Source organism: Mesorhizobium sp. WSM4815, from assembly GCF_055811575.1.
Genome location: NZ_JBVVQS010000101.1, coordinates 473,248 through 492,616 on the forward strand (window position 1 = coordinate 473,248; position 19,369 = coordinate 492,616).

The 19,369-nt window shown below is 59.6% G+C and carries 16 protein-coding genes; 13 read left to right on the forward strand and 3 right to left on the reverse strand.

The features are described 5' to 3' along the window. The first annotated feature begins 89 nt into the window (after positions 1 to 89). From AC0L2B_RS27760 to AC0L2B_RS27785, 6 genes are all read left to right on the forward strand, one after another. Entirely contained in the window at positions 90 to 1,895 is a 1,806-nt protein-coding gene (locus tag AC0L2B_RS27760; protein WP_473475216.1) for an ABC transporter ATP-binding protein, read from the forward strand. 6 nt (positions 1,896 to 1,901) lie between these two features. Further along, positions 1,902 to 3,080 (forward strand): glycosyltransferase family 9 protein, encoded by a 1,179-nt coding sequence (locus AC0L2B_RS27765; protein ID WP_473533786.1) that lies wholly within the window; start codon positions 1,902 to 1,904, stop codon positions 3,078 to 3,080. A gap of 8 nt (positions 3,081 to 3,088) precedes the next feature. After that, complete coding sequence (locus tag AC0L2B_RS27770; RefSeq protein ID WP_473533785.1) at positions 3,089 to 4,273, forward strand: glycosyltransferase family 9 protein; 1,185 nt, start codon at positions 3,089 to 3,091, stop codon at positions 4,271 to 4,273. Then, a complete protein-coding gene (locus AC0L2B_RS27775) occupies positions 4,263 to 5,435 on the forward strand; it encodes a glycosyltransferase family 9 protein (RefSeq protein WP_473475222.1) in 1,173 nt (390 codons plus the stop codon). The genes AC0L2B_RS27770 and AC0L2B_RS27775 overlap by 11 nt, the downstream gene beginning before the upstream one ends. 153 nt (positions 5,436 to 5,588) lie before the next feature. Continuing rightward, positions 5,589 to 6,662: a hypothetical protein gene (locus AC0L2B_RS27780; protein WP_473747601.1), complete on the forward strand. Its 1,074-nt coding sequence runs from the start codon at positions 5,589 to 5,591 to the stop codon at positions 6,660 to 6,662. A gap of 485 nt (positions 6,663 to 7,147) precedes the next feature. Beyond that, the gene (locus AC0L2B_RS27785; RefSeq protein ID WP_167366276.1) at positions 7,148 to 7,744 is read left to right on the forward strand and encodes a sulfotransferase family protein; all 597 of its coding nucleotides are present in this window, start codon (positions 7,148 to 7,150) and stop codon (positions 7,742 to 7,744) included. 21 nt (positions 7,745 to 7,765) lie between these two features. On the opposite strand, the gene AC0L2B_RS27790 is transcribed toward AC0L2B_RS27785, so the two are convergent. Further along, positions 7,766 to 8,683, reverse strand: a complete 918-nt coding sequence (locus AC0L2B_RS27790) for a sulfotransferase family protein (protein WP_473747602.1) — start codon at positions 8,681 to 8,683, stop codon at positions 7,766 to 7,768. Positions 8,684 to 8,857: 174 nt separating this feature from the next. Between AC0L2B_RS27790 and AC0L2B_RS27795 the strand changes: the two genes are divergently transcribed. From AC0L2B_RS27795 to AC0L2B_RS27825, 7 genes are all read left to right on the forward strand, one after another. Beyond that, the gene (locus tag AC0L2B_RS27795; protein ID WP_473747603.1) at positions 8,858 to 10,027 is read left to right on the forward strand and encodes a glycosyltransferase family 4 protein; all 1,170 of its coding nucleotides are present in this window, start codon (positions 8,858 to 8,860) and stop codon (positions 10,025 to 10,027) included. Between the two features lie 107 nt (positions 10,028 to 10,134). Then, complete coding sequence (locus tag AC0L2B_RS27800) at positions 10,135 to 10,950, forward strand: glycosyltransferase family 2 protein (protein ID WP_473747604.1); 816 nt, start codon at positions 10,135 to 10,137, stop codon at positions 10,948 to 10,950. Between the two features lie 78 nt (positions 10,951 to 11,028). Continuing rightward, complete coding sequence (locus tag AC0L2B_RS27805; RefSeq protein ID WP_473747605.1) at positions 11,029 to 11,760, forward strand: glycosyltransferase; 732 nt, start codon at positions 11,029 to 11,031, stop codon at positions 11,758 to 11,760. 1,420 nt (positions 11,761 to 13,180) lie between these two features. Continuing rightward, entirely contained in the window at positions 13,181 to 13,900 is a 720-nt protein-coding gene (locus tag AC0L2B_RS27810; RefSeq protein ID WP_051505893.1) for a Crp/Fnr family transcriptional regulator, read from the forward strand. Positions 13,901 to 14,309: 409 nt separating this feature from the next. Beyond that, positions 14,310 to 15,080: a response regulator transcription factor gene (locus AC0L2B_RS27815; RefSeq protein WP_473747606.1), complete on the forward strand. Its 771-nt coding sequence runs from the start codon at positions 14,310 to 14,312 to the stop codon at positions 15,078 to 15,080. Between the two features lie 58 nt (positions 15,081 to 15,138). Beyond that, positions 15,139 to 17,079 carry a GNVR domain-containing protein gene (locus AC0L2B_RS27820; RefSeq protein ID WP_473747757.1) on the forward strand — a complete coding sequence of 647 codons (1,941 nt, stop codon included), beginning with the start codon at positions 15,139 to 15,141 and terminating at the stop codon, positions 17,077 to 17,079. A gap of 433 nt (positions 17,080 to 17,512) precedes the next feature. Beyond that, positions 17,513 to 18,379: a sugar transferase gene (locus AC0L2B_RS27825; RefSeq protein WP_473747607.1), complete on the forward strand. Its 867-nt coding sequence runs from the start codon at positions 17,513 to 17,515 to the stop codon at positions 18,377 to 18,379. Between the two features lie 72 nt (positions 18,380 to 18,451). On the opposite strand, the gene AC0L2B_RS27830 is transcribed toward AC0L2B_RS27825, so the two are convergent. Next, positions 18,452 to 18,694, reverse strand: coding sequence for a hypothetical protein (locus tag AC0L2B_RS27830; RefSeq protein ID WP_287318382.1), 243 nt, complete (start codon positions 18,692 to 18,694; stop codon positions 18,452 to 18,454). A gap of 440 nt (positions 18,695 to 19,134) precedes the next feature. Continuing rightward, complete coding sequence (locus AC0L2B_RS27835) at positions 19,135 to 19,353, reverse strand: hypothetical protein (RefSeq protein WP_473747608.1); 219 nt, start codon at positions 19,351 to 19,353, stop codon at positions 19,135 to 19,137. Positions 19,354 to 19,369: the final 16 nt, after the last annotated feature.

Below are 19,369 nucleotides of genomic sequence, written 5' to 3' on the forward strand. Positions count from 1 at the left end.
TTATAGCAGATGTGCGAGCGGTGTCGCGAAAGTCGCATGGATCGGCAAAGGCCAACTGACACCGACGACACATCGCAGCAGGAAACCGAATGAGCGCAAAGAGACGAATTTCAGCGGCCTTGGCGTACCCGCTGGTCAAGCGCTTGATCCTCGAGAACCTGCCGCCGCACATAAAGCTGTATCTCGCCGGTTTGCTGTGCACGATTGCCGGTGCGGCGGCGACGTCCGGATTTGCCTGGATCATGCGTGACATGATCAACAGCATCTATATCGACAGGAACGCCGCCGCCGTTTGGGGTATCAGCGCGGCAATCATCGGACTTTCCGCTGTCAAGGGCATCGCGGCATACGGTCAAACCATTACGACCGGAAACGTCCGCAGGGCCATCGTGTCGGACCTCCAACACCGGCAGTTTTCCCGGCTGATGCGCCTCGACATTGGCCATTTCGTCAATCAGCATCCGGCCAAATTCATTTCCAAGATAATGTTCAATGCACGCGCCGGTGCGTCCGTCATCATCACGCTGACGAGCAACACGGCCTCTGACGTTTTGACCCTGGTCGGACTGGCAAGTGTCATGGTCGTGCAGGACCCGACCATGTCGCTTATATCGGCGGCGGCTTTGCCGGTGATCTTCCTCTCGGTGAGCACGATCACGCGAAAGATCAAGTCGCTGGCAAGGGGCGAAACAGAGCTGGCGGCACAGGTCCAGTCGATCGGCACGGAAGCCATAGACGGCATTCGCACCATCAAATCGTTCCAGCTCGAGGACAAGGCGATCGCCAGTTTCGCTAAGGCTGTCCGCAAGATGGAAAGGCGCGGCGTCCAGATCAACCGGACATCGGCGTTGATGAGTCCATTGATGGAGACGGGCGGCGGCTTCATCATCGGGCTTTTCCTCATTTATGCCAGTTGGCAGACTCTCGGAAACGGCAAGACACCAGGCGAATTCATGGCCTTCATAACCGCCTTTCTGCTTGCCTATGAGCCCGCCAAACGGCTGGCCCGGGTCAATGTCGATATCCAGAAGCTAATGGTTGCCGTCGAGCAGATGTATGATTTGATCGACACGCCCGAACAGCGACAACTCGCAACCGCAGGCGAGCGACTGACCGGCGTCGAGGGCGGTATCCGTTTTGAAGATGTGGCCTTCTCCTATGGAGGCAACAGCCCGGCGCTGCACGGTGTTTCCTTCGAGGTCCGACCTCGTGAGAAGCTGGCGATCGTTGGCCGCTCCGGCGCTGGCAAGACCACCATCGTCAATCTGATCTTGCGCCTGATGGAGCCGGACAGGGGCAGGATCTTCATCGACGACAAGGACATTGCCAAGATCAGCCTGGCCGACGTTCGCGACAATATCGCACTGGTGTCACAGGATATCTTCCTGTTCGAAGGTTCTATCCGTGACAATATTCGCGACGGACGCCCGAACGCCACGGATCAAGAAATCGATTCCGCGGCGGAACTCGCCCGGGTCACAAGTTTTGCATCGAACCTTGAAAGCGGGCTCGACACGCTTGTCGGGCCGGGCGGTGCCAACCTGTCGGGCGGGCAGAAGCAACGCGTTGCCATCGCGCGCGCCCTGCTCAAAGACGCTCCGGTGATTGTCTACGATGAAGCAACATCCGCGCTCGACGGCGAAAACGAACGGGCGGTCATGGAGGCTGCCTTCGACGATGCATTTCAGCGCACTGTGATCTGCATTGCGCACAGGCTTTCAACCATCAAGGCGGCCGATCGCATTCTCGTATTCGACGCTGGCATCCTCGCGGACTCCGGGACTCATGAAGAGCTTGCCAGGCGCAGCGAAATCTATCGCTCGATCTTCCATCTGGAGACGTCCGCTCCGCTCGTCGAAAGCGGCAAAAAGCTGCGGCAGAGCGTATTGCGCTGAAGGCCGATGACCAGTTTTTACCACGGTTCCTACATCCGGTATGTGATTGGTGGATTGGGCCTGCGGTTGCGCAGATACACAAAGGCCGTGCGGACGCTGTTTACCGGCTCCAGGCCTCGTTCCGTTCTTGAGCAGCAGGCCAAGGTCGACGCGCTGATCGCGCGCAGGGACTGGACAGGGCTTGAAGCAAGTACCAATGAAATGGCCATCATGGCCGATCGTGCCCGCGACCCTGAGATGATGCAGAAGGCAGGCCAGGCGTTCGAACGGCTGGGCAACTTCGCGCGGGCGGCCGAGCTTCGGCTTTCCGCTCGCCGGCAACGAAAAGGGAAAGGCGCCAATGAGTGGACTGGAGAAGACCTCGGTTCGGATAGGCTGCTGATCGATCTTGTGGAGGATGACCCTCGCAGTCTTGGCCGGGTTATCCGCCATGCGCGACTGGCCGGCGCCGCCGCTGCATGTGCGCAAAGTGCGACGATTCGGGTCGAGCCGCGCCTCGTATCGCTTGTGCAGCGGACGTTCCCCAACGCAACCGTGGTCCCAGCGCAGCAGAATGTCGTTGGTGACAAATTTGCGACCTTCGAAAATCTCGCCTGGATTTTCGGCCGCGATGCCGAAAGACTAGCCGCCGACTTCGTGCCGCTGCGGGCCGATCCTGAACTCGTCGAGATCTTCCGCAAACGCTATCGCTCGATGACGGATCAACCATTGGTCGGCCTCTCCTGGGGCAGCAAATCCCATAGCAAGGACGTGCCTGATTTCCCCGAATGGGCACGGTTCATCGCCCGGACACAGGCGACGTTCGTTTCCCTCCAATACGGACAGATCAAGCCGGCGCTGCGGCGCCTGCGCAACGGCAATGACGCACGGCTTATCTATGACGACAGTGTCGACCAGATGCTTGATATGGACCGTTTCGCCGCGCAGATCGCCGCGCTCGATGCCGTGGTGACGATCAGCAATACGGCGGCCCATCTGTCCGGAGCACTCGGCGTGCCGACCATTTTCCTGATCGACGACAAGTTTCAAACAGCGTGGCCGGTGACTGGCAATCGAACGCCCTGGTATCCGAACGGCATCGTCATGCGCAAGGAAGGTCGTCCGTGGCCGGTGGTACTCGACGACGTCGGCCGGCGGCTCTCGTCGATTCTGACGGCGCGTTCGACGCTGTCTAGCGATAGTTGAGGGTCGCTGTGCCGAGCAGACGGTCCATCCTTGAAAAGGCAAAAGCCGCCGACCTGCGCCCGCAAGGTGTTGACGGCAAGCGGCTGCAGAAGGTTCTCGATCGGGCAAGGAAGTTTTTTAAGCGCCCCTCGCGCCATGCTGACGAAAGCGTCAAACGGCATGCGAGCCTGATGGCGCAGAGTGTCGAACGGCGTGACTGGCAGGCGGCCCGGGAACATGCGCTGGCACTCGGCCTGCTCGGTGAGCAGCTTGGCGATCGCGGGCTTGTCAAAAAAGCCGGGCGTGGACTGAGACGCCTCCGCGGCGGCAATCGTGCCTGGCAGTTGATTGCGTCGAGCAAGCAAGTGCCCGGCCGGCCCGAATGGGATGGCAGTGATCTTGCTGGTCGCAGGCTTGCCGTCGAGCGGCGCGAAGGCGATCTCGCAATCTTCCTCCAGTTCGCGTCGCTGCTTGGCCCGGTGGTCGCGGCCGCCGACCGGTGCACCGTCCTGATCGAGCCGCGACTGGCGCCACTTTATCGCAGAACATATCCCGCGCTCGATGTCAGACCAGAGGCGGAAGCGGCGGCGGCGGTCGACGCCGATGTCTTCGCCTGCTTCGAGACACTGGCGAGGCATTTTTGGCCGGATGAGCCGACAGCGCGTGCGCCCTTCGTTCCGTTGGAGCCGGACCGCCGGCTTGTCGCCGAGTTGCGCGGCGCCTATCTCGATCATGGCCCGGGGCCCCTGATCGGCTTTGCCTGGGGAAGTCTGAACAAAAGCAAGGACCTGCCGGTTCTGGATGACTGGCGGGCGCTGCTCGGCGGTCTGCCGGGCCATTTCGTCAGCATGCAATATGGCGATGTCGGGCCGGCGCTCTCCGAATTCGAGCGGTGGGCGCCGGGACGCATCATCCATGACGCGTCCGTGGACCAATTGTCGGATATGGACCGCTTCGCCGCGCAAATCGCCGCCCTCGACGCGGTGGTGACGATCAGCAATACCGGTGCCAATCTGGCGGGAGCGCTCGGCGTGCCGACCGTCGTCCTGCTCGACGATGGGTTTAGGCTGTCGTGGCCTGCCTTCGGCGAGACCGTCGCCACATATCCAAGCGTTCGACTGGTGCGAAAGGGCGGCCAGGCGTGGGCGTCCGCGATGCGGGAAGCACGTGGACGGGTTGCGCAAATCATCGGTGGAGTTGGTGATGGAAGCTAGTCAACTGCTTCGCCGGGTTCGCCGCTTTGTCGCGCTCGCAGGCTACAATTACAAGGTCTGGTTCCGTCGTCACCGGCGGCAGCTTTTCCTGCGCTGGCGCGATGGCGACATTGCCGATCAGATGGCGGATTATAGGCGAAGCATCGAGGCGCGCGACTGGTCGGCGGCGCTGCCGAAAGCCCTGGCGCTGGGATCGATCGCGAAGTCGAGGCGCGAGGTCCACCTGCTGGACGAGCTCAGCAAGGCGCTGATGCGCATGGGCGCCTACGGCCCGGCGGCCGAACTCAAGATCGCCCGGCGCCACATCGTCGAGGGCCGCGCCGACGGCGAATGGCTGGGCCAGGATATCTCGGGCCAGGTCCTGCTCGTCGATCTGATGGAAACCGAAAAGCAGGGTCTGGCCACCGCGATCCACCATGCGAGTTCCGTCGGCCGCGCGCTCGCCCGGGCCGCTCGTCTGATCGTCCTGGTCGAGCACCGCTTGGTGCCGCTGTTTCAGCGGACATTTCCCGCCGCCGATGTGCGGGCCGTCGGTCAGGGGACCAAGGCAGCTTATGGCGAGGCCCATCTCTTTGCCGGCGTCCAGCATCTGACCGCCGTGTTCGAGACGGATGAGACCACGATCCGGGAGCATTTTGTTCCCCTGAAGCCGGACCCGGCGCGGGTCGCTGACCTTCGCGCCCGCTATCGCAGGAACGGCCGGCCGTTGGTCGGCGTCGCATGGGGCAGCTCCAATCCCGGCAAGGACCTGCCGCCACTCACGGCATGGCGCGGCCTGCTCGGTCGACAGGACCTGCAGTTCGTTTCGCTGCAATATGGCCGGATCGAGCCCGACCTGAAAATCCTGACCGATGGTGATCCCGCGCGCATCCTGCACGACGTCTTGGTGGATCAACTCGTCGACATGGATCTTTTCGCCGCGCAGGTCGCGGCGATGGACGCCGTCGTAACCATCAGCAACACCGGGGCGCATCTGGCCGGCGCACTCGGCATCCCTTCGGTCTTCATCCTTGGTGACGGCTTCAAACGTTCCTGGCCGGTCGAGGGCGACCGCACGCCTTACTATCCTTCCGCCGTGCTGGTCTCGAAGCGGGAACGACCCTGGGCTGCGGTGATGGAAGACGCACAAAACCAGATGGGCTCACTCATCAGCACTGTTTGAATCCACCACCCAAGGCATCGCGAGTGTCCCAGGCAGGTTACAACCAGCGGACAGTCAAGCGCCTTCTTGACGGCGAGACCAGTGTAAACTAACCGGCGGGCAGCCGTTCTAAATTTCACGGGCAAGAGGCGATGCATATCTTTGGGTAGTAGTTTGGGAAACAAGGCGTCTTCTCCTGTCAGCGATGGCTTTGCGCAGCGGCTCCTCGCGGCGTACCGGCTTGTGCATCCAGGAAATCTGTTCAAGCGCGGGCGTATCTACGCTCGCGGCAGGGCAGCGACGAGGACGGTCTACTTCGTCCCACACAACCGCAACAATGTTCGGCTGCTGGCTGACGCGGCAGAAATTCTGGGTGACCGCGGCATCCGCTGCGTGTTCGCGCATCTCGATGGATTGAAACGCGGCGGCGTAGCGCGACCTGAACTCAACGCCCGAGGAATATCGCATATCGGCTTTGCTGACCTCGAGCGGATGATCAGGCCCGGTGACATGCTGGTGACTGGAAGTGACTTTGCGCCGCAATTTTTTAGGCGATTCATCGACGCCATCAACTTCGGCATGGTCCGTGTGGTCGGCCTCATTGGAGGTGCGCGAGAGCTGCGGCCGCATCGATTTGTGAGAGCTGACTACATCCTGTCGATGGGACCAGCGGCGCTGCAGCAAAGGCGACAGCCGACATATGTTGTCGGCTCCCCGGTCATTGAGCGTGCCGCCGCAAGCGCTGGTGCCAGGCACGACGAAGGGCTTTTTGTGCTGGTGAACTTCAAGGGGAATATCGAGGACCCCGCAGATCGCCAGGCGATTGAAGCCGTGGCAGCCGCATGTGCGAAACTCGGCCTTGCCCATGTCGTTAGCGTCCACCCCACGATGTTCGCAAAAGTCGATATGCCGAACAAATCGCCGCTGGATTTCGCACAGCTGCTCCCGGACGCTCTGGCGCTCGTAACGCGCCCAAGCACCACTGTTTACGAAGCAATCGCCTGCGGCATTCCGGTGGTGCTGTTTCCGCCGGTTTCGCCCATGGTCGAGTTCGACAGGCCCATGGGCGCCTTCAAACCAACATTGTCGGAGCATGACCTCGTCGAGGATATCCGCGCTGCGGTCAGGTCAAGACCGACCTATTTTGAGCAAAGCCGGGATTTCCTCAATGCCAATCTGTCGATTGATCCAAAGGTGCCGGCTTCGCAACGGATCGCCGAAGCCTTAATCGATATTTACAATCGCTGATCCGCTCGATCAAAGTGCCGCAATCGGAGTCCATAAGTTGAGTTTGTTGTCCGCCTTTTTGCAAGGAAGCCGCCCCCTCCTTGTCGTCTCGTTTTCCCAAATCCGGGCGGACATGGCTGCGCGTAGTGCTTGACGATCTGGCCGTCGCCGAACAGAAAAGCCTGAGGGACATTGCGCAAATCGACCCGACAAATCTCGCTGCAAACGGCTCCTAGCGCGACACTGCGGTGTCTGATATTTCAGGCGCAAGTCACGTGCGAAAGATTGCGCTTCTGCGCTATGAAGATGTGCGGCGGGATACAAACGATGCTTGCGCGGCTCGATTACTGGAAATGGCTCGATGAAGCCTTTCAGCGGCATGGCATATCTCATGCCGACGACAGGGCAGGTGTGAATTGATCCGATGCAAAGGCTTTGTCTGCGGATGCGGGCATAGCGGCACCACGCTGATAGCGACCATCCTTGCCTCGCATGCCGATGTCTTTTTGCCATTCGAAGAAACCAACGTGTTTTTCAAATGGACCCCACTTGCGCTGTATCGCTACTCGAAGCTGAAACAGGCGGCCATTGGGGCGGGCAAGTCGGTGCTGCTTGAAAAGACACCGCGTCATATTAGGCGTGTCGACCGGATACGACGTCTGGTGCCGGGCGCGAAGTTCGTGATGCCGGTACGCGATGGGCGCGATACCGTTGCTTCGCTGACCAAGCGGCTTGGCGATGCGACCGAGAGCCTGGACCGCTGGATTTCGGACAACACAATGGTGCTTGCCGAGCGCGGCAGCACGGACGTCCTGATTTACCGCTACGAAGATCTTGTCAATGACCCGGAAGCGACCATCGAAAAGATCTGCACCTTCCTGGGATTGTCGTTCGACCAGAGTTTGCTCGACTATCATCGGAACCCGCAACGATGGTTCACACTCGATGCGCAACCCCAACATGCCGCGCTCCGCAACCAGCAGGTCAACAAGCCGATCTATGATGGCCGCGGCCGCTGGAAGACCGAACTGGGTCAAATGGAATTGAAGGAGCTTACCGAGGGACGCGGCAAACCGCTGATGCAGGCGTTCGGGTATGTTTGAGGGTTCCGTCGAGTGGGTTGTTCACTCTGGAAGCGCGCGCGGATAGCCAAACTGATCGAAGTCGCGCTCATAGGCGCGGTAGATCGTATCGGCCAGTTCTGGCGTGAAATAGTCGGCAAGCCTGCGGCGCGAGGAGGTGTGCAGAGGTGGCATCGCCGCGCGTCGCATTTCCTCGCTTGCACCCACATGATCGAGAACCCGTTCGAAATCCCGTGCGAAAGTCTCGGTTTTGCCGATGAGGTCGAACACAACGCCTGGAAGGTCGACGATGTCGCTTTGCCTCTGCCAATGCTTGTCGATGCGCCATGTCGAGGTCGTGCAGGCAAAGGCGACGAAATCAGCAAACGACAGGCTCTTGTCAGCACCGACAGGCAGCGACGGATCCGCCCTTTCGCGATGGGCCAGATAGACCTCCACCCTGCCATAGCCAGGCACAAGGGGGCGGTCGCGATATTGGTCGGCCCAGCACGACAACAGCCTTGTATAGGGATTGCGAACGAAGGTGAACCGCAAGGCTTCGAGACTTGTGGCCATGCGATGGAACTGCACGATGCCATGGCGAGGCGCCTGCAAGCTCGACGCTTTTCGGTTGTGCACCTTCCAGTTCTGGTCGCTGCGCCACTCCGACACGGTGTCATTGCCGATCATGGCTGCAAGGTTGCTGCGAATGCGGCTGCTCGCCGCCTTCGGCGTGGCGAGATACAGGATCTTGAGTTGCGGGACGACGTCGATCAGGTCGTCCGGCAGATAAGCGGTTTGCATCGCTCTGCGGTAGAAAGCCAGAGCTTCCGGATGCGCCCAAGCTAGAAACGGCTCCTTGACCAGACCGCGGAGATTTCGCAGCCCCGGTCGCAACGAGCGCTCCAGGCGGCGGACCACGCCGACTTTGCGTTTGCCCGAGACGGCCTTGTCGGCGGGCGAGATATGGCTGGTGGTCATCGGCAAAAACCCTCGCCTTGAAAGCAGTCTACCGTCGTGGCATAGCCGCAACCACGCGGAACTATACGCCAGCGCCCCTATCCAGGACCGGCTTGCCACGCTTAATAGACTGCGAGCAAAGTCCCGCCAAGTTCGAAAGCTTGATCGGGGTGCAAAAGGGCGTAGCGAGGTCGCATGGATTTGTCACGGCATGATCAACGGGTTCAAGCTGACCCGAAAAAGCCTATCCTGTTCGTGCGCCAGCGTTACGCGCCCTTTGGCGGAGGCGAGATCATGCTGGAAAACATCATGGCGGCGTTCGCCGCGCGTCAACGGCCGGTGGCCGTGCTGTCAGGCGACTGGCCGCGACACGAAGGCATAGAGTTCATCCAGTGCGCCGGCCGCCGCTTTCCCCGCTACCTGCGGGCGACGTCCTTTGCTCGAGCCGCCTGCCGCAAGATCGCCGAAATGCCGCCGGCCCTGGTGCAGAGCAATGATCGCCTTCCGTGCTGCGACGTCTTCCGGGCCGGGGAAGGCGTCCATGCCGCCTATCTTGCCGAGCGACGGCGTTTCGAGACGCGGCTTGGCAGGGCAGCGATGGCGCTGAGTCCGTTTCACCGCCAGACGCTGCGCCTCGAGCGCGCGACCTATGCCAGCTCACGGCTTAAAGCGGTGATTGCCATTTCGAAAATGGTGGCTGAGGACGTTGTCCGTCACTACGACTATCCGGCCGAACGCGTGCACCATATTCCCAACGGGGTCGACCTGGACCGCTTCAACCCTAAGTTGCGACAGCAGCATCGGGCGGCGGTCCGCGCGCGGCTTGACGTCGACGAAAACAGGTCGGTCGTCCTGTTTGTTGGCTCGGGCTTTGCGCGAAAAGGGCTTCTTCCATTGATGAAGTCTGTCGCAATGCTCGATGGTGAGCCGGAGTTATGGGTCATTGGCCACGATTCGCGCGCCAATGCCTTCAAGCAGGCCGGCGACAGCCTTGGTCTTGGTGCAAGGCTTCGCATGCTGGGGCCGCAAAAAGATACGCTGCCATGGTACGGCGCCGCCGACATTGCCGTGCTGCCTTCCATCTATGATCCATTCGGCACAGTCGTGATCGAAGCCATGGCCAGTGGCTTGCCCGCCGTGGTCAGCACCGGGTGTGGGGCGCGCGAGCTTGTCGATCGCTTCGAGCCGGCGCTTGTTTGCGACACAGCCAGCGTAAACGAGCTCGCCGCCGGGCTTGCCCGCGCGTTGCAACTGTCGTCACGGCTTGAGACTGCGGCCAGGGTCAGGGCGGCAGCCGAACACTACGATTTCAACGTCATGATCAGGAGAATGATAGCGCTCTACGAAAGTCTCGACCTGAAATGATTTTCGACATATTTTTTGAATCCGTTAGTATCACCGGAGTGCCAACTGGCCGGGGGACAGTTTCATTTGAACAACAGTCGCAGTTTTGATGCCGGAACCGTCTGACCGTGCCGGCGCTCTCAGTCGTCATAATCAGCCGCAATGAGGAAGCGTGCATTGCACGTTGCCTTCGCTCGGTACATTTTGCCGACGAAATCGTCGTCCTCGACAATAACAGCACCGATCAGACCAGGGACATCGCCAGCGGGCTCGGGGCCAAGGTGCTGATCACCCTCGATTGGCCGGGCTTCGGCGCGCAAAAAAACCGCGCCCTCGCCGCGGCGACAGGCGATTGGGTCCTTTCGCTCGATGCCGACGAATGGGTCGAGCCGCCGCTGGCCGCGGAAATCATGGCCGCCATCGCCAACCCGAAAGGCTGTGACGGCTTCGAAATACCAAGACGATCGCGCTTTTGCGGGCGCATTGTCCGCCATGGCGGCTGGTCGCCCGATCTGGTGCTTAGGCTTTTCCGTCGCCAGTCCGGCCGCTTCAGCAATGACACCGTGCATGAGAAGGTGGTGGTGAATGGCAAGGTCTCGCGATTGTCCCATCCCATGGAGCATGACTCCATCGCCGACCTGGCGGACGCGCATGACAAGATCGGCAGATACGCGCAGGCGTCCGCGGCGCGGATGCTTGCCGAGGGGAAAAAAAGCTCGATCAGCAAGGCGGTTTTGCGCTCGGTCTGGGCTTATATGAACAGCTATGTCTTCAGGCTGGGGTTTCTGGACGGTTCGACCGGTGCGATGGTCGCCGCTTATTCGGCCGGCTACACCTATCAGAAATGGGCGCTTGTCGCGTTGGGTGGCAAGTTGAGGTGCGCCGAGGAAAGCCGGGCCGGGGTGAACGGCAAATCCGCGGGTTTCAGAAATCGCCCTGGCTAATTTCCGCGCCATTGTTGCCGAGTTGTTGCCAGACAGTTAGTGTGTGCCCGTTTTGAAATTGGAGCCAAGGTACTGAATATGACTGATGCGTTTAGGGTATTCGTTGGATGGGACAGCCGTGAGCCGATCGCCTACGACGTGGCGCGGCACTCTTTGCTCAAAAACGCTTCGCTGCCTGTCTCCGTCATTCCAATCAAGCAGGATGAGCTGCGTGCCCGTGAACTGTATTGGAGGGAGAAAGATCCGCTCGCGTCAACAGAGTTCACTTATACGCGGTTTCTCACGCCTTTTCTCGCCGACTATACGGGCTGGGCTTTGTTCTGCGATTGCGACTTCCTGTGGCTCGGTGACGTCGCAGGTTTGCTGGAATACACGAAGTCGAACAAGGCGGTCTATTGTGTCCAGCACGACTACACGCCGAAGGCCACCACCAAGATGGATGGCGTTGTCCAGACATCCTACCCTCGAAAAAACTGGTCCTCGCTGATGCTGTTCAATTGCGCGCATCCTGCGGTTAAATCGCTTACGCCGGAGGTCGTGAACCGCGAAAGCGGCGCCTACCTCCACCGAATGCAGTGGGTCGCCGATGAGGATCTGGGCTCGCTGCCGGTAGAGTGGAACTGGCTTGAAGGTTGGAACGAAAAGCCGGCGCATGGCACACCCAAGGCGGTCCACTATACAAGTGGCGGTCCGTGGTTTGCCGAGTGGCAGAATGTCGACTATGCGGATCTGTGGATAGCCGAACGCGACGAATTCCTGAGCAGTGCCGATCAAGCAGAGGCTGCTCTTTCGCGCTCGGCGAGCCGGTAGCCCAGTCAAAAAGCCCCAGCGGCTGGCGGTGGCGATGCCTAACGCCGCTTGGGGTTCCCGCGCTGACGTCCGGTCTTCGCGGCACGACCTCGCCGAACACCGGGTTGGGCGCGCTCTTCGCGGGCGCCGGGACGGCCCGTATCGTTTCGACCAGGGTCGGGCGCTGCTTCGCCCCGGCACAAGCGCCCTCTACATCTGCCCGTCCAGCCATTCCCGCAAATCGCGGTCCTGCTTGTTTTCGGCAACGGGCAGCGAGGGCCGCCTCCAGACATACCAGATGGCGGCAAGCACCCCGGCAGCCCACGTGCCGGCGAAAACATTCGCAATGAGGTCGATTGGAACCTCCCAAGCCGGCTAGAACATTAGCACGGCATCATTTAGGAGGGCGACACCAATTAGGAGTAGAGCAGGGCGGGTGGAGCCGTAGGAGCCTCACCGCCATCCACCGTCTCAACCAGCTATCCTTGCGAGGTCGCGGCCAAGACGGCGATGAGCAACAGCCATGCGGGCACCTTGAAGACGGCGCGTAGCATTCTTCGTCAATGGCAACGATCGGACGCAACGCTGCTCAACATATCAAGGCGCCGAACAATCCAGTGCGGTTGAAGCGGCCGCTCGCAGCGTCAGACATACCCCCTCTTCAGGGTACGTGGCGAGTGGTCTCTTCGCAGGTGCGAGGCAATCGGGGGCGAAGCTAACGCGAATGGAGTATACCTCGCGCCTGTGTCGCGGCTGAACCCGGAGACAATTTGGCTCGAAGGATCGACCTGTTCCGGTCCTGGAACTGCAGCGAAGGTTACTCATCGAGTCGCCGGACCTGTGAACGAACGCTCTTGTCCGTTCAAACCTCGTCACCGCAATGAGGAAATCTCGAACCGGACCCAGCGCGATCTGCCGGTTTTGTGACGCATCTGGCCTGCGGCGGTTGCACTCGAGTGACCCGGTGTTGCTCGATCTGGCGGAACCCACAGGGTGCAATCTGCGAGTGAAATCAGTAGGTTGCATGGATGGGTAGCGGCACGTTCCGCCCGATTTTGAACGACCGCCGGTTCGCCCCCGACAACGTCAACGCGATCGCAAGCCAGCAGCAATGCCTGGCCTTGCTGTCGGTAGGGCGAGCCAGTCACGCCGAAAGCCGTAAGCGATCCGGAAGGGTGGCGTGTTCGAAAGTTGCACGGTGTCGCCAAGCGCTTCCGACCGCCGGAGACCTCGCCATTCGAATGGATGGTGCAGAAGGGCGGTCGAACTTTATGATGAATTCGGGTGCCACTGCGCTCGATCAGGCGTGATCCTTGCTTTTTTGTGAGAGTGCAGTGCAATATCACCCAATGGTTGTAGCCCGTGCAGGGTACTCAACACATCAAAGCTGGAGTACGTTTTTGCGTAGGGAGGGTATCAGGGGAGGATTGGCGGGGTTCGAATGACGTATGCTACAAGCCTTTCATTGAGTGAGAATGAAAACCGTCCGACCTCAGTCGCTGTCAAAAGCGACGATAAGGCGTATATCAAGGCGCTAGGCTTCGTGCCGAAGCGATATGCGGCGGAGACCGCTATCGTCAATCAGGGGGAGGACGGCGATCGCGTCTTCATAATCGAGTCTGGCTGGGGTTGCATTTCTCATGACCTTGCCGGTGGACAGCGACAGATTTTGGACTTTGCCCTGAAGGGCGACATTGTCCTGCCGCAGACGTACACGGGCGCTGCTCTCCAGACATTTGTGGCTCAAACCGACCTTGCGGTGCTGGAGGCCTCCGCCAAGACGCTTGCTCTTGGAGCAGCGAAGTCGCCCCACATAGCCTCGCTTTTTCTTGAAACGCTCGCGCGCCAGCGAGCGCTTGTTGCCCAACACCTCACCAATATAGGCCGACGCAGCGCCTTGGCGCGTACAGCGCACTTGCTGCTCGAACTGAGAGCGCGCTTGGAGCGCGTCGGCGCTGCCAGCCGCACTGGCTTTGCATGCCCTCTCACCCAGTACGACCTCGCGGACGCGCTCGGCCTGACGCCGGTCCATGTCAATCGAATGCTGCGGGAATTACGGGAACGCGGGTTTCTGGAGTTCCGCCAGGGTCATGTCCGCGTGCTGGATCGGCTGGGCGTAACGAAGTTTGCCGAGTTCGATGACAGGTATATCGATGGTTGACACTCACTTTGGCGCTCGATGCAAAGGCGGCGCGACGCGCCTTGAAGCCGCACTGCCATCGGCGACGCCGGCTGTCTTTAGCGGCGGACCACCCGCCCCTGGCAAACAACGCGAGGCCCAGGGTCCAGTCGGTGTGCTCTCTGGCTACCCTCCCTCCTAGACCAAATTGCTAGGGCCAAGTGAAGGAGTAAAAATTTTTTACGTTTTATTAACCTAAATTAGTGAAGGCACACCTTTTAGGCGATAAACATTATTGACGGGGTAGTGCTGTCCAAGTTGGGGCTTGGGAAAATCCCGAAGTTATAGTGAAGGCGACGCGAACAGAGCATCGTTTGCGGGAAATTGTATTTGCCTGCAGTACATATCGTACTGATCTCGAAACGTTGGGTAGAGTTTGGGGAGTAAGTTCATGGTTCCGACAATTCAACTGGATAGCAAATTACCCGGTGCACTGGAATTCGTATCGCGCAAGGCCGGGAATGGAATACATCTTCATAGACATGGCTTGACCGAATCCTGCCTGGCTCTGCTGGACGAGCGAGTGCTTGACCGACAATGTCTTGCACAATGCCTGACCGCCTATGGCATCGGGAAGGAAATCCTGTCGTTCGGTTCGATCGAAGAGTGGCGGCATCAAGAGAATGCACTGTCGATATCTGCCATTCTGCTGAACGTGGGCAGCCGAAAGGTGACAGATGCAAGGACCGGCAGCGAAATTGCCGATCTTGTGAATGAGGCCCACCCGGTTCCGGTGGTGATTTTGGCCGATACCGACGATCTGGAGCAGATTCTGAAGGCGTTGAATTATGGCGCAAAAGCCTACATCCCTTCATCGATCCGGTTCGAGATCTGTGTTGAAGCCGTAAATCTTGTCCTTGCCGGTGGCACATTTGTCCCTGCAAGCAGCGTGCTTGCCCAGCACAAGGCAATCGACACGTCAGTCGAAATGACAAGGCCCATGGCGAGTGTGTTCACGGAGCGGCAAGAAGAGGTCGTCCAGGCTCTCAGGCGTGGGAAGGCGAACAAGATAATCGCTCATGAGCTCAACCTCCGCGAGAGCACGGTCAAGGTCCATATCCGCAACATCATGAAGAAGCTGAAGGCGACGAACAGGACGGAGGTCGTCTACAAGCTCAATGAGATGTTTCCTGGCGCCCACCTGTTGGGCCGATCGAGCTAACGGTTGTCATCATAACAGTGGCGCGGCTGCATGCTCGAACCGGGACCCATCGGTGGCGATGCGGCTCGACCGTTGCAGTTCGCCGCTCTTTTTGTTGCAGATATGGATTGAAGCCATGCTAGACCGGCCGTCGGCGGCAATTGCTCACAAGCCATGGCTCGGGGCGGACGCACCGCAGGACTTTATCAGCCTCGCTGACGTTGTCTCATTTGCTCGGCAGTATCTTTTCTCGATTCTGGCGTTCGTCGTCGCCGGAATCGTTTTCGCCACGTTCTACTTTGCAACCTCGGATCCGATTTATTCGGCGCGCACCCAGATCCTGATCGAACCGAAGATACCCAAAAACCTTCAGCAGCAACCCGCCGAAGTGAACCTGTCGCTCGATACCGCTCAGGTCGAGAGCCAACTTGCAGTTCTGCGCTCCCAGAAGATCGCGATGATGGTGATCGATGACCTTGGACTCATGGACAAACCAACTTTCGGAGATCTGGACGGTCCGACCATAGGCGAGAGGTTTCGCAGAGCCTGGATGAGCATCGTCGATGCCGGCGGGCTCCATGCCGGCAATGCTGCGCTGACGGATTTCTTCCATCGCGTGCTTCCCTGGCCGGATCGAATGGAGGCGAACAGCCCGCAGCTGGAATCCGAGCGTCGGCGTCAGGCGGTGGAGATGTTCAGCGATGGCCTGGATGTCCAGCGTGTCGGTGTCTCCTATGCAATGGACATCACATTCCAGTCTCAGGATCCGGCATTGGCGGCACGCATCGCGAACGCCACGGCGGAAGCGTTCGTGCGCGAGCAAGTGCAAACGACAACGGCAACGGCTAGCGAAGGCATCGCATGGTTGGAAAGGCGGATGCGGGAGGTCGGTGATCAGATGAACCGGGCGACCCGGGTCGCCCAGGAGTTTCGCGCAAAACACGACTACAGCATCGGTCAGGACGAGACGTCCGTCGCCGGACAGGACCTCGCACACAGCGAAGGACAGCCAACACACCAGATTACGCTGGAGCAGTTGGAGGTTACCGCCGACACCTATCGAAAGATGTATGAGAGCCTGCTCGCGGCGTATACAAACTCGGTCGACCAACAGCCTTATCTGATCGCCAATGCTCGCGTCATCACGTCCGCGACGAGCCCCAAGACGGCAAGTCGGCCGCGCAAGACGCTGATCCTCGCCTTTGGCGCACTTGCCGGGATGGTAGCTGGCATCGGGTTCGCCGTGGCGCGACGCGGGCTCGATCGGAACGTGAGGACCCCGCGTCAGATCCGTCGCGAACTGGGCCTGGCCTGTATTGGAGAATTGCCGCCGGTCAGCTTCAGGCGGGGTGGTTTTGGCCGGCTTGACGAGGTGCTCAGGAACCCGGACTCTTCATTCAGCGGCAGCCTCAGGAGCGTCAAGGCGATCATGGGCCTGGCCGGGGCCAACCCTTCAAGGCGTCGCATCGGAATTACATCCGTGTCCCCCGGCGACGGAAAGAGCACCATTGTAAGCAATCTGGCGGCGCTGTGTGGGAGAGCGGGCACAGCGACCCTCGTGATCAACGCCGACGATAAGTCGGCACTGGCCAACGAACGTCTCTTTTCCGCCGATTTCAATATGATCGATCGGGATTCCGGCAGCCCCAAAGACATCGGCAAGCAAATCCGATACATTGAAAAGACATCGTTTTATTACTTGAAGAACGATGCGTCGAATTCGGCGAATTTGCTTGTTCCCGATAATATGGAGAAATTGCTGAACGAAGTTGGTAGTTACAGTATCGTCATTGTTGAACTCCCGCCGTTTAGTTCAGGAGCCGAAGGCCTTGCTCTCTGCCCGCTTCTTGATGGCGTGATTGTGGTGGCGCAGTGGGGCGTGACGTCGCTTGATCAACTGGAAGACCTGACGCAGACACTCAAAAGCACCAATTCTTCCGTCCTTGGCGTGTTGATGACACGTGTTCGTACTGTTTCGGCTCGGCGTTACCGGAAGCGCGCAGGTCAGGCGCCGCGCTGACATCCTGTCCTCCTTGCGGTGGCGTCGAGCTAATGCATGTCGCGCAAAAGCATGCCCTCCGGCTCGAACCGAGGGTGCGCAGCGGTCTCGCGCGACGACGACATGCATCAGACAAGAACTTAAAGCGCGTCGCATGAATCCGTTCAAACGCGACGCGCTTTAGAGCCCAGCGGCAAGTCTCGACACCGCCCCGTCAATCCGGCACCTGTCAAAGTGAATCCGCGCCCCTTCAGGGCGTCGCGAGCCGAACAATCGATTCCGAAATCGTGCCAGGCATTGGACGGAGCAGCCATTCGTCCGTACCCGGCCTAGCAACTAAGGGGTAGGCCACGCTGCCAAACACCCCCGATCTACCACCTTTTCCCTGCTTGCCGGAGATCAACCGTCGTCGCCAAAATGCAAACGAAAAGTCGAAATCGAGCGCAAGCGGAAAATGTCCAACGTGATCGAAAGTAACCTGCGGCAGTGCGAAGACCTGGCTATTGAAGGCTGGGTTATACTGAGCGGAGCCAAGCCTGCCGCGACTTCGCTTCTTCGGCGCGAAAGCGACGCGGCCGCGAGATCGAATACGCCGGACCTTTCTTCGCCTCAAATCAACGCAAGCCATGACCATGGCGCCGTTCCGTTTGAGCCGGATATGCGCACGGCAAGCATTGAGGACGATGCGCGGAGCGAAAGCCGACAGCCGCTCGGCGGTTGGGCCAAGAGGCTGCTGGATCTGATGGTAGCCTCGACAGCGCTCATCCTGGCCGGTCCGATCCTGATTGTGATCCCGCTTCTGATCAAGGCGACCACAGGCGGTCCGGTGCTGTTCGTTCACCAGCGCATTGGTTTCGATGGAAAGGCCTTCGACTGCTACAAGTTCCGCACCATGGTGCGGAATGCCGAGGAGGTGCTCGAACAGCATCTGAGTTGCAATCCACAAGCCGCCCAGGAGTGGGCGGCCAATCAGAAGCTGAGCTGCGATCCGCGTATCCTGTTTTTCGGAAGGATGCTTCGCAAATCGAGCCTGGATGAGCTGCCGCAGTTGTTCAACATCTTGCGGGGCGACATGAGTTGCGTCGGCCCGCGTCCTGTCGTTGCCGACGAATTGCAACGCTATGGCGCAGCATCGCATGAATATTTGAAGACGCGGCCAGGACTGACCGGCCTCTGGCAGATAAACGGGAGAAACACGACCGAGTATTCGCATCGCGTATTGCTGGACACGCAGTACGTTCGGACATGGTCTCTACGCCGCGATCTTTCGATCCTGATGCGGACGATACCGGCCATGATGAAGTTCGATCAGACCTCCTGACCTTGGCTATGTCAGGGGGCGCGGCAGAAACGGCCTCAAGCGATTGTCGCCCACAACGGATTGTCGCCCACTCTATTGTCGTCTTGGGCGATGCCGCAGCACGGCAATTGCAAGGCCGACCAGGTAGGCAATTTGGGTGACGACAACGAGATAAAACGTCGAGCGGATGGTGTTTGGAACAGACAGGTGAAGAAAACTGCCTACAGCAACGCTGCCGACGATCACCACCAAGGTCGCCACGATCAGCGCCGGCGCGCGCAACGTAAACCCTATTGCCAGGGCAAGACCCGCAACGCCGACAATGGCAAGCAACACGGCGACCTCCTCCCAGGGTCAATCGACGCCGCGCAAGACGAACCCTGTCCCAAGGAAATCAGAGTCGCTCGTTTTTGTGAAGCCCAACATTTTAGCTCAGCGGTTACGGCGGCGCAGTCAGGGTTGGATCATCGATCGTCGGGGTGTGAAATGCAGGTTTCCGTCGTTGTGGCATTGATTTGCACGGGAATCCTAGCCCTCGTCGTCTATATGCGCTGGTCGATGATCACTGCGCTCATAGCCTCTCTGGCGTTTGGTGCGACGGCAATCGGGACAATAGCCTCGAGCCTCGCTTGGCGGCTCTTCTGTTGGCAATGCCGGTGGGGGGGCGGGGTGGCCGCGGAGGTCGACGCGATCGCGTCGAGTGTCCGCGCTTGATCCGCAGCCGAACCCTCATCAGGCCAACGATCTGGCTTTTTTGGCGGGCAAACGCAGCCACTTCAGTCTGCTCTGAACGGAACCTCGTCGAACATGAAGCCGGCGAGTTTAATGATGCGTAGGGCTTCCATCACCTGACGATCATCTATCGTGCCTTCCCAACTGGAGAGTATGGTGTCGACTTCGAAGTCGAAGTCGTGCAATCCCATGACATCGGCCAGGTTCCTGCGGATTTCGGCCCTGATGGCCCCATCCAAAGAAATGATGTTGTCCTTGCTCATCGCCGAACAACATTAG

Bases quoted from the DNA above. Each gene is read 5' to 3' on its own strand.
- AC0L2B_RS27790 (WP_473747602.1), bottom strand. From the start codon at position 8,683: ATGACCACCAGCCATATCTCGCCCGCCGACAAGGCCGTCTCGGGCAAA.
- AC0L2B_RS27765 (WP_473533786.1), top strand. From the start codon at position 1,902: ATGACCAGTTTTTACCACGGTTCCTACATCCGGTATGTGATTGGTGGA.
- AC0L2B_RS27825 (WP_473747607.1), top strand. From the start codon at position 17,513: ATGTCCAACGTGATCGAAAGTAACCTGCGGCAGTGCGAAGACCTGGCT.
- AC0L2B_RS27805 (WP_473747605.1), top strand. From the start codon at position 11,029: ATGACTGATGCGTTTAGGGTATTCGTTGGATGGGACAGCCGTGAGCCG.
- AC0L2B_RS27775 (WP_473475222.1), top strand. From the start codon at position 4,263: ATGGAAGCTAGTCAACTGCTTCGCCGGGTTCGCCGCTTTGTCGCGCTC.
- AC0L2B_RS27815 (WP_473747606.1), top strand. From the start codon at position 14,310: ATGGTTCCGACAATTCAACTGGATAGCAAATTACCCGGTGCACTGGAA.
- AC0L2B_RS27810 (WP_051505893.1), top strand. From the start codon at position 13,181: ATGACGTATGCTACAAGCCTTTCATTGAGTGAGAATGAAAACCGTCCG.
- AC0L2B_RS27795 (WP_473747603.1), top strand. From the start codon at position 8,858: ATGGATTTGTCACGGCATGATCAACGGGTTCAAGCTGACCCGAAAAAG.
- AC0L2B_RS27835 (WP_473747608.1), bottom strand. From the start codon at position 19,353: ATGAGCAAGGACAACATCATTTCTTTGGATGGGGCCATCAGGGCCGAA.
- AC0L2B_RS27820 (WP_473747757.1), top strand. From the start codon at position 15,139: ATGCGGCTCGACCGTTGCAGTTCGCCGCTCTTTTTGTTGCAGATATGG.
- AC0L2B_RS27760 (WP_473475216.1), top strand. From the start codon at position 90: ATGAGCGCAAAGAGACGAATTTCAGCGGCCTTGGCGTACCCGCTGGTC.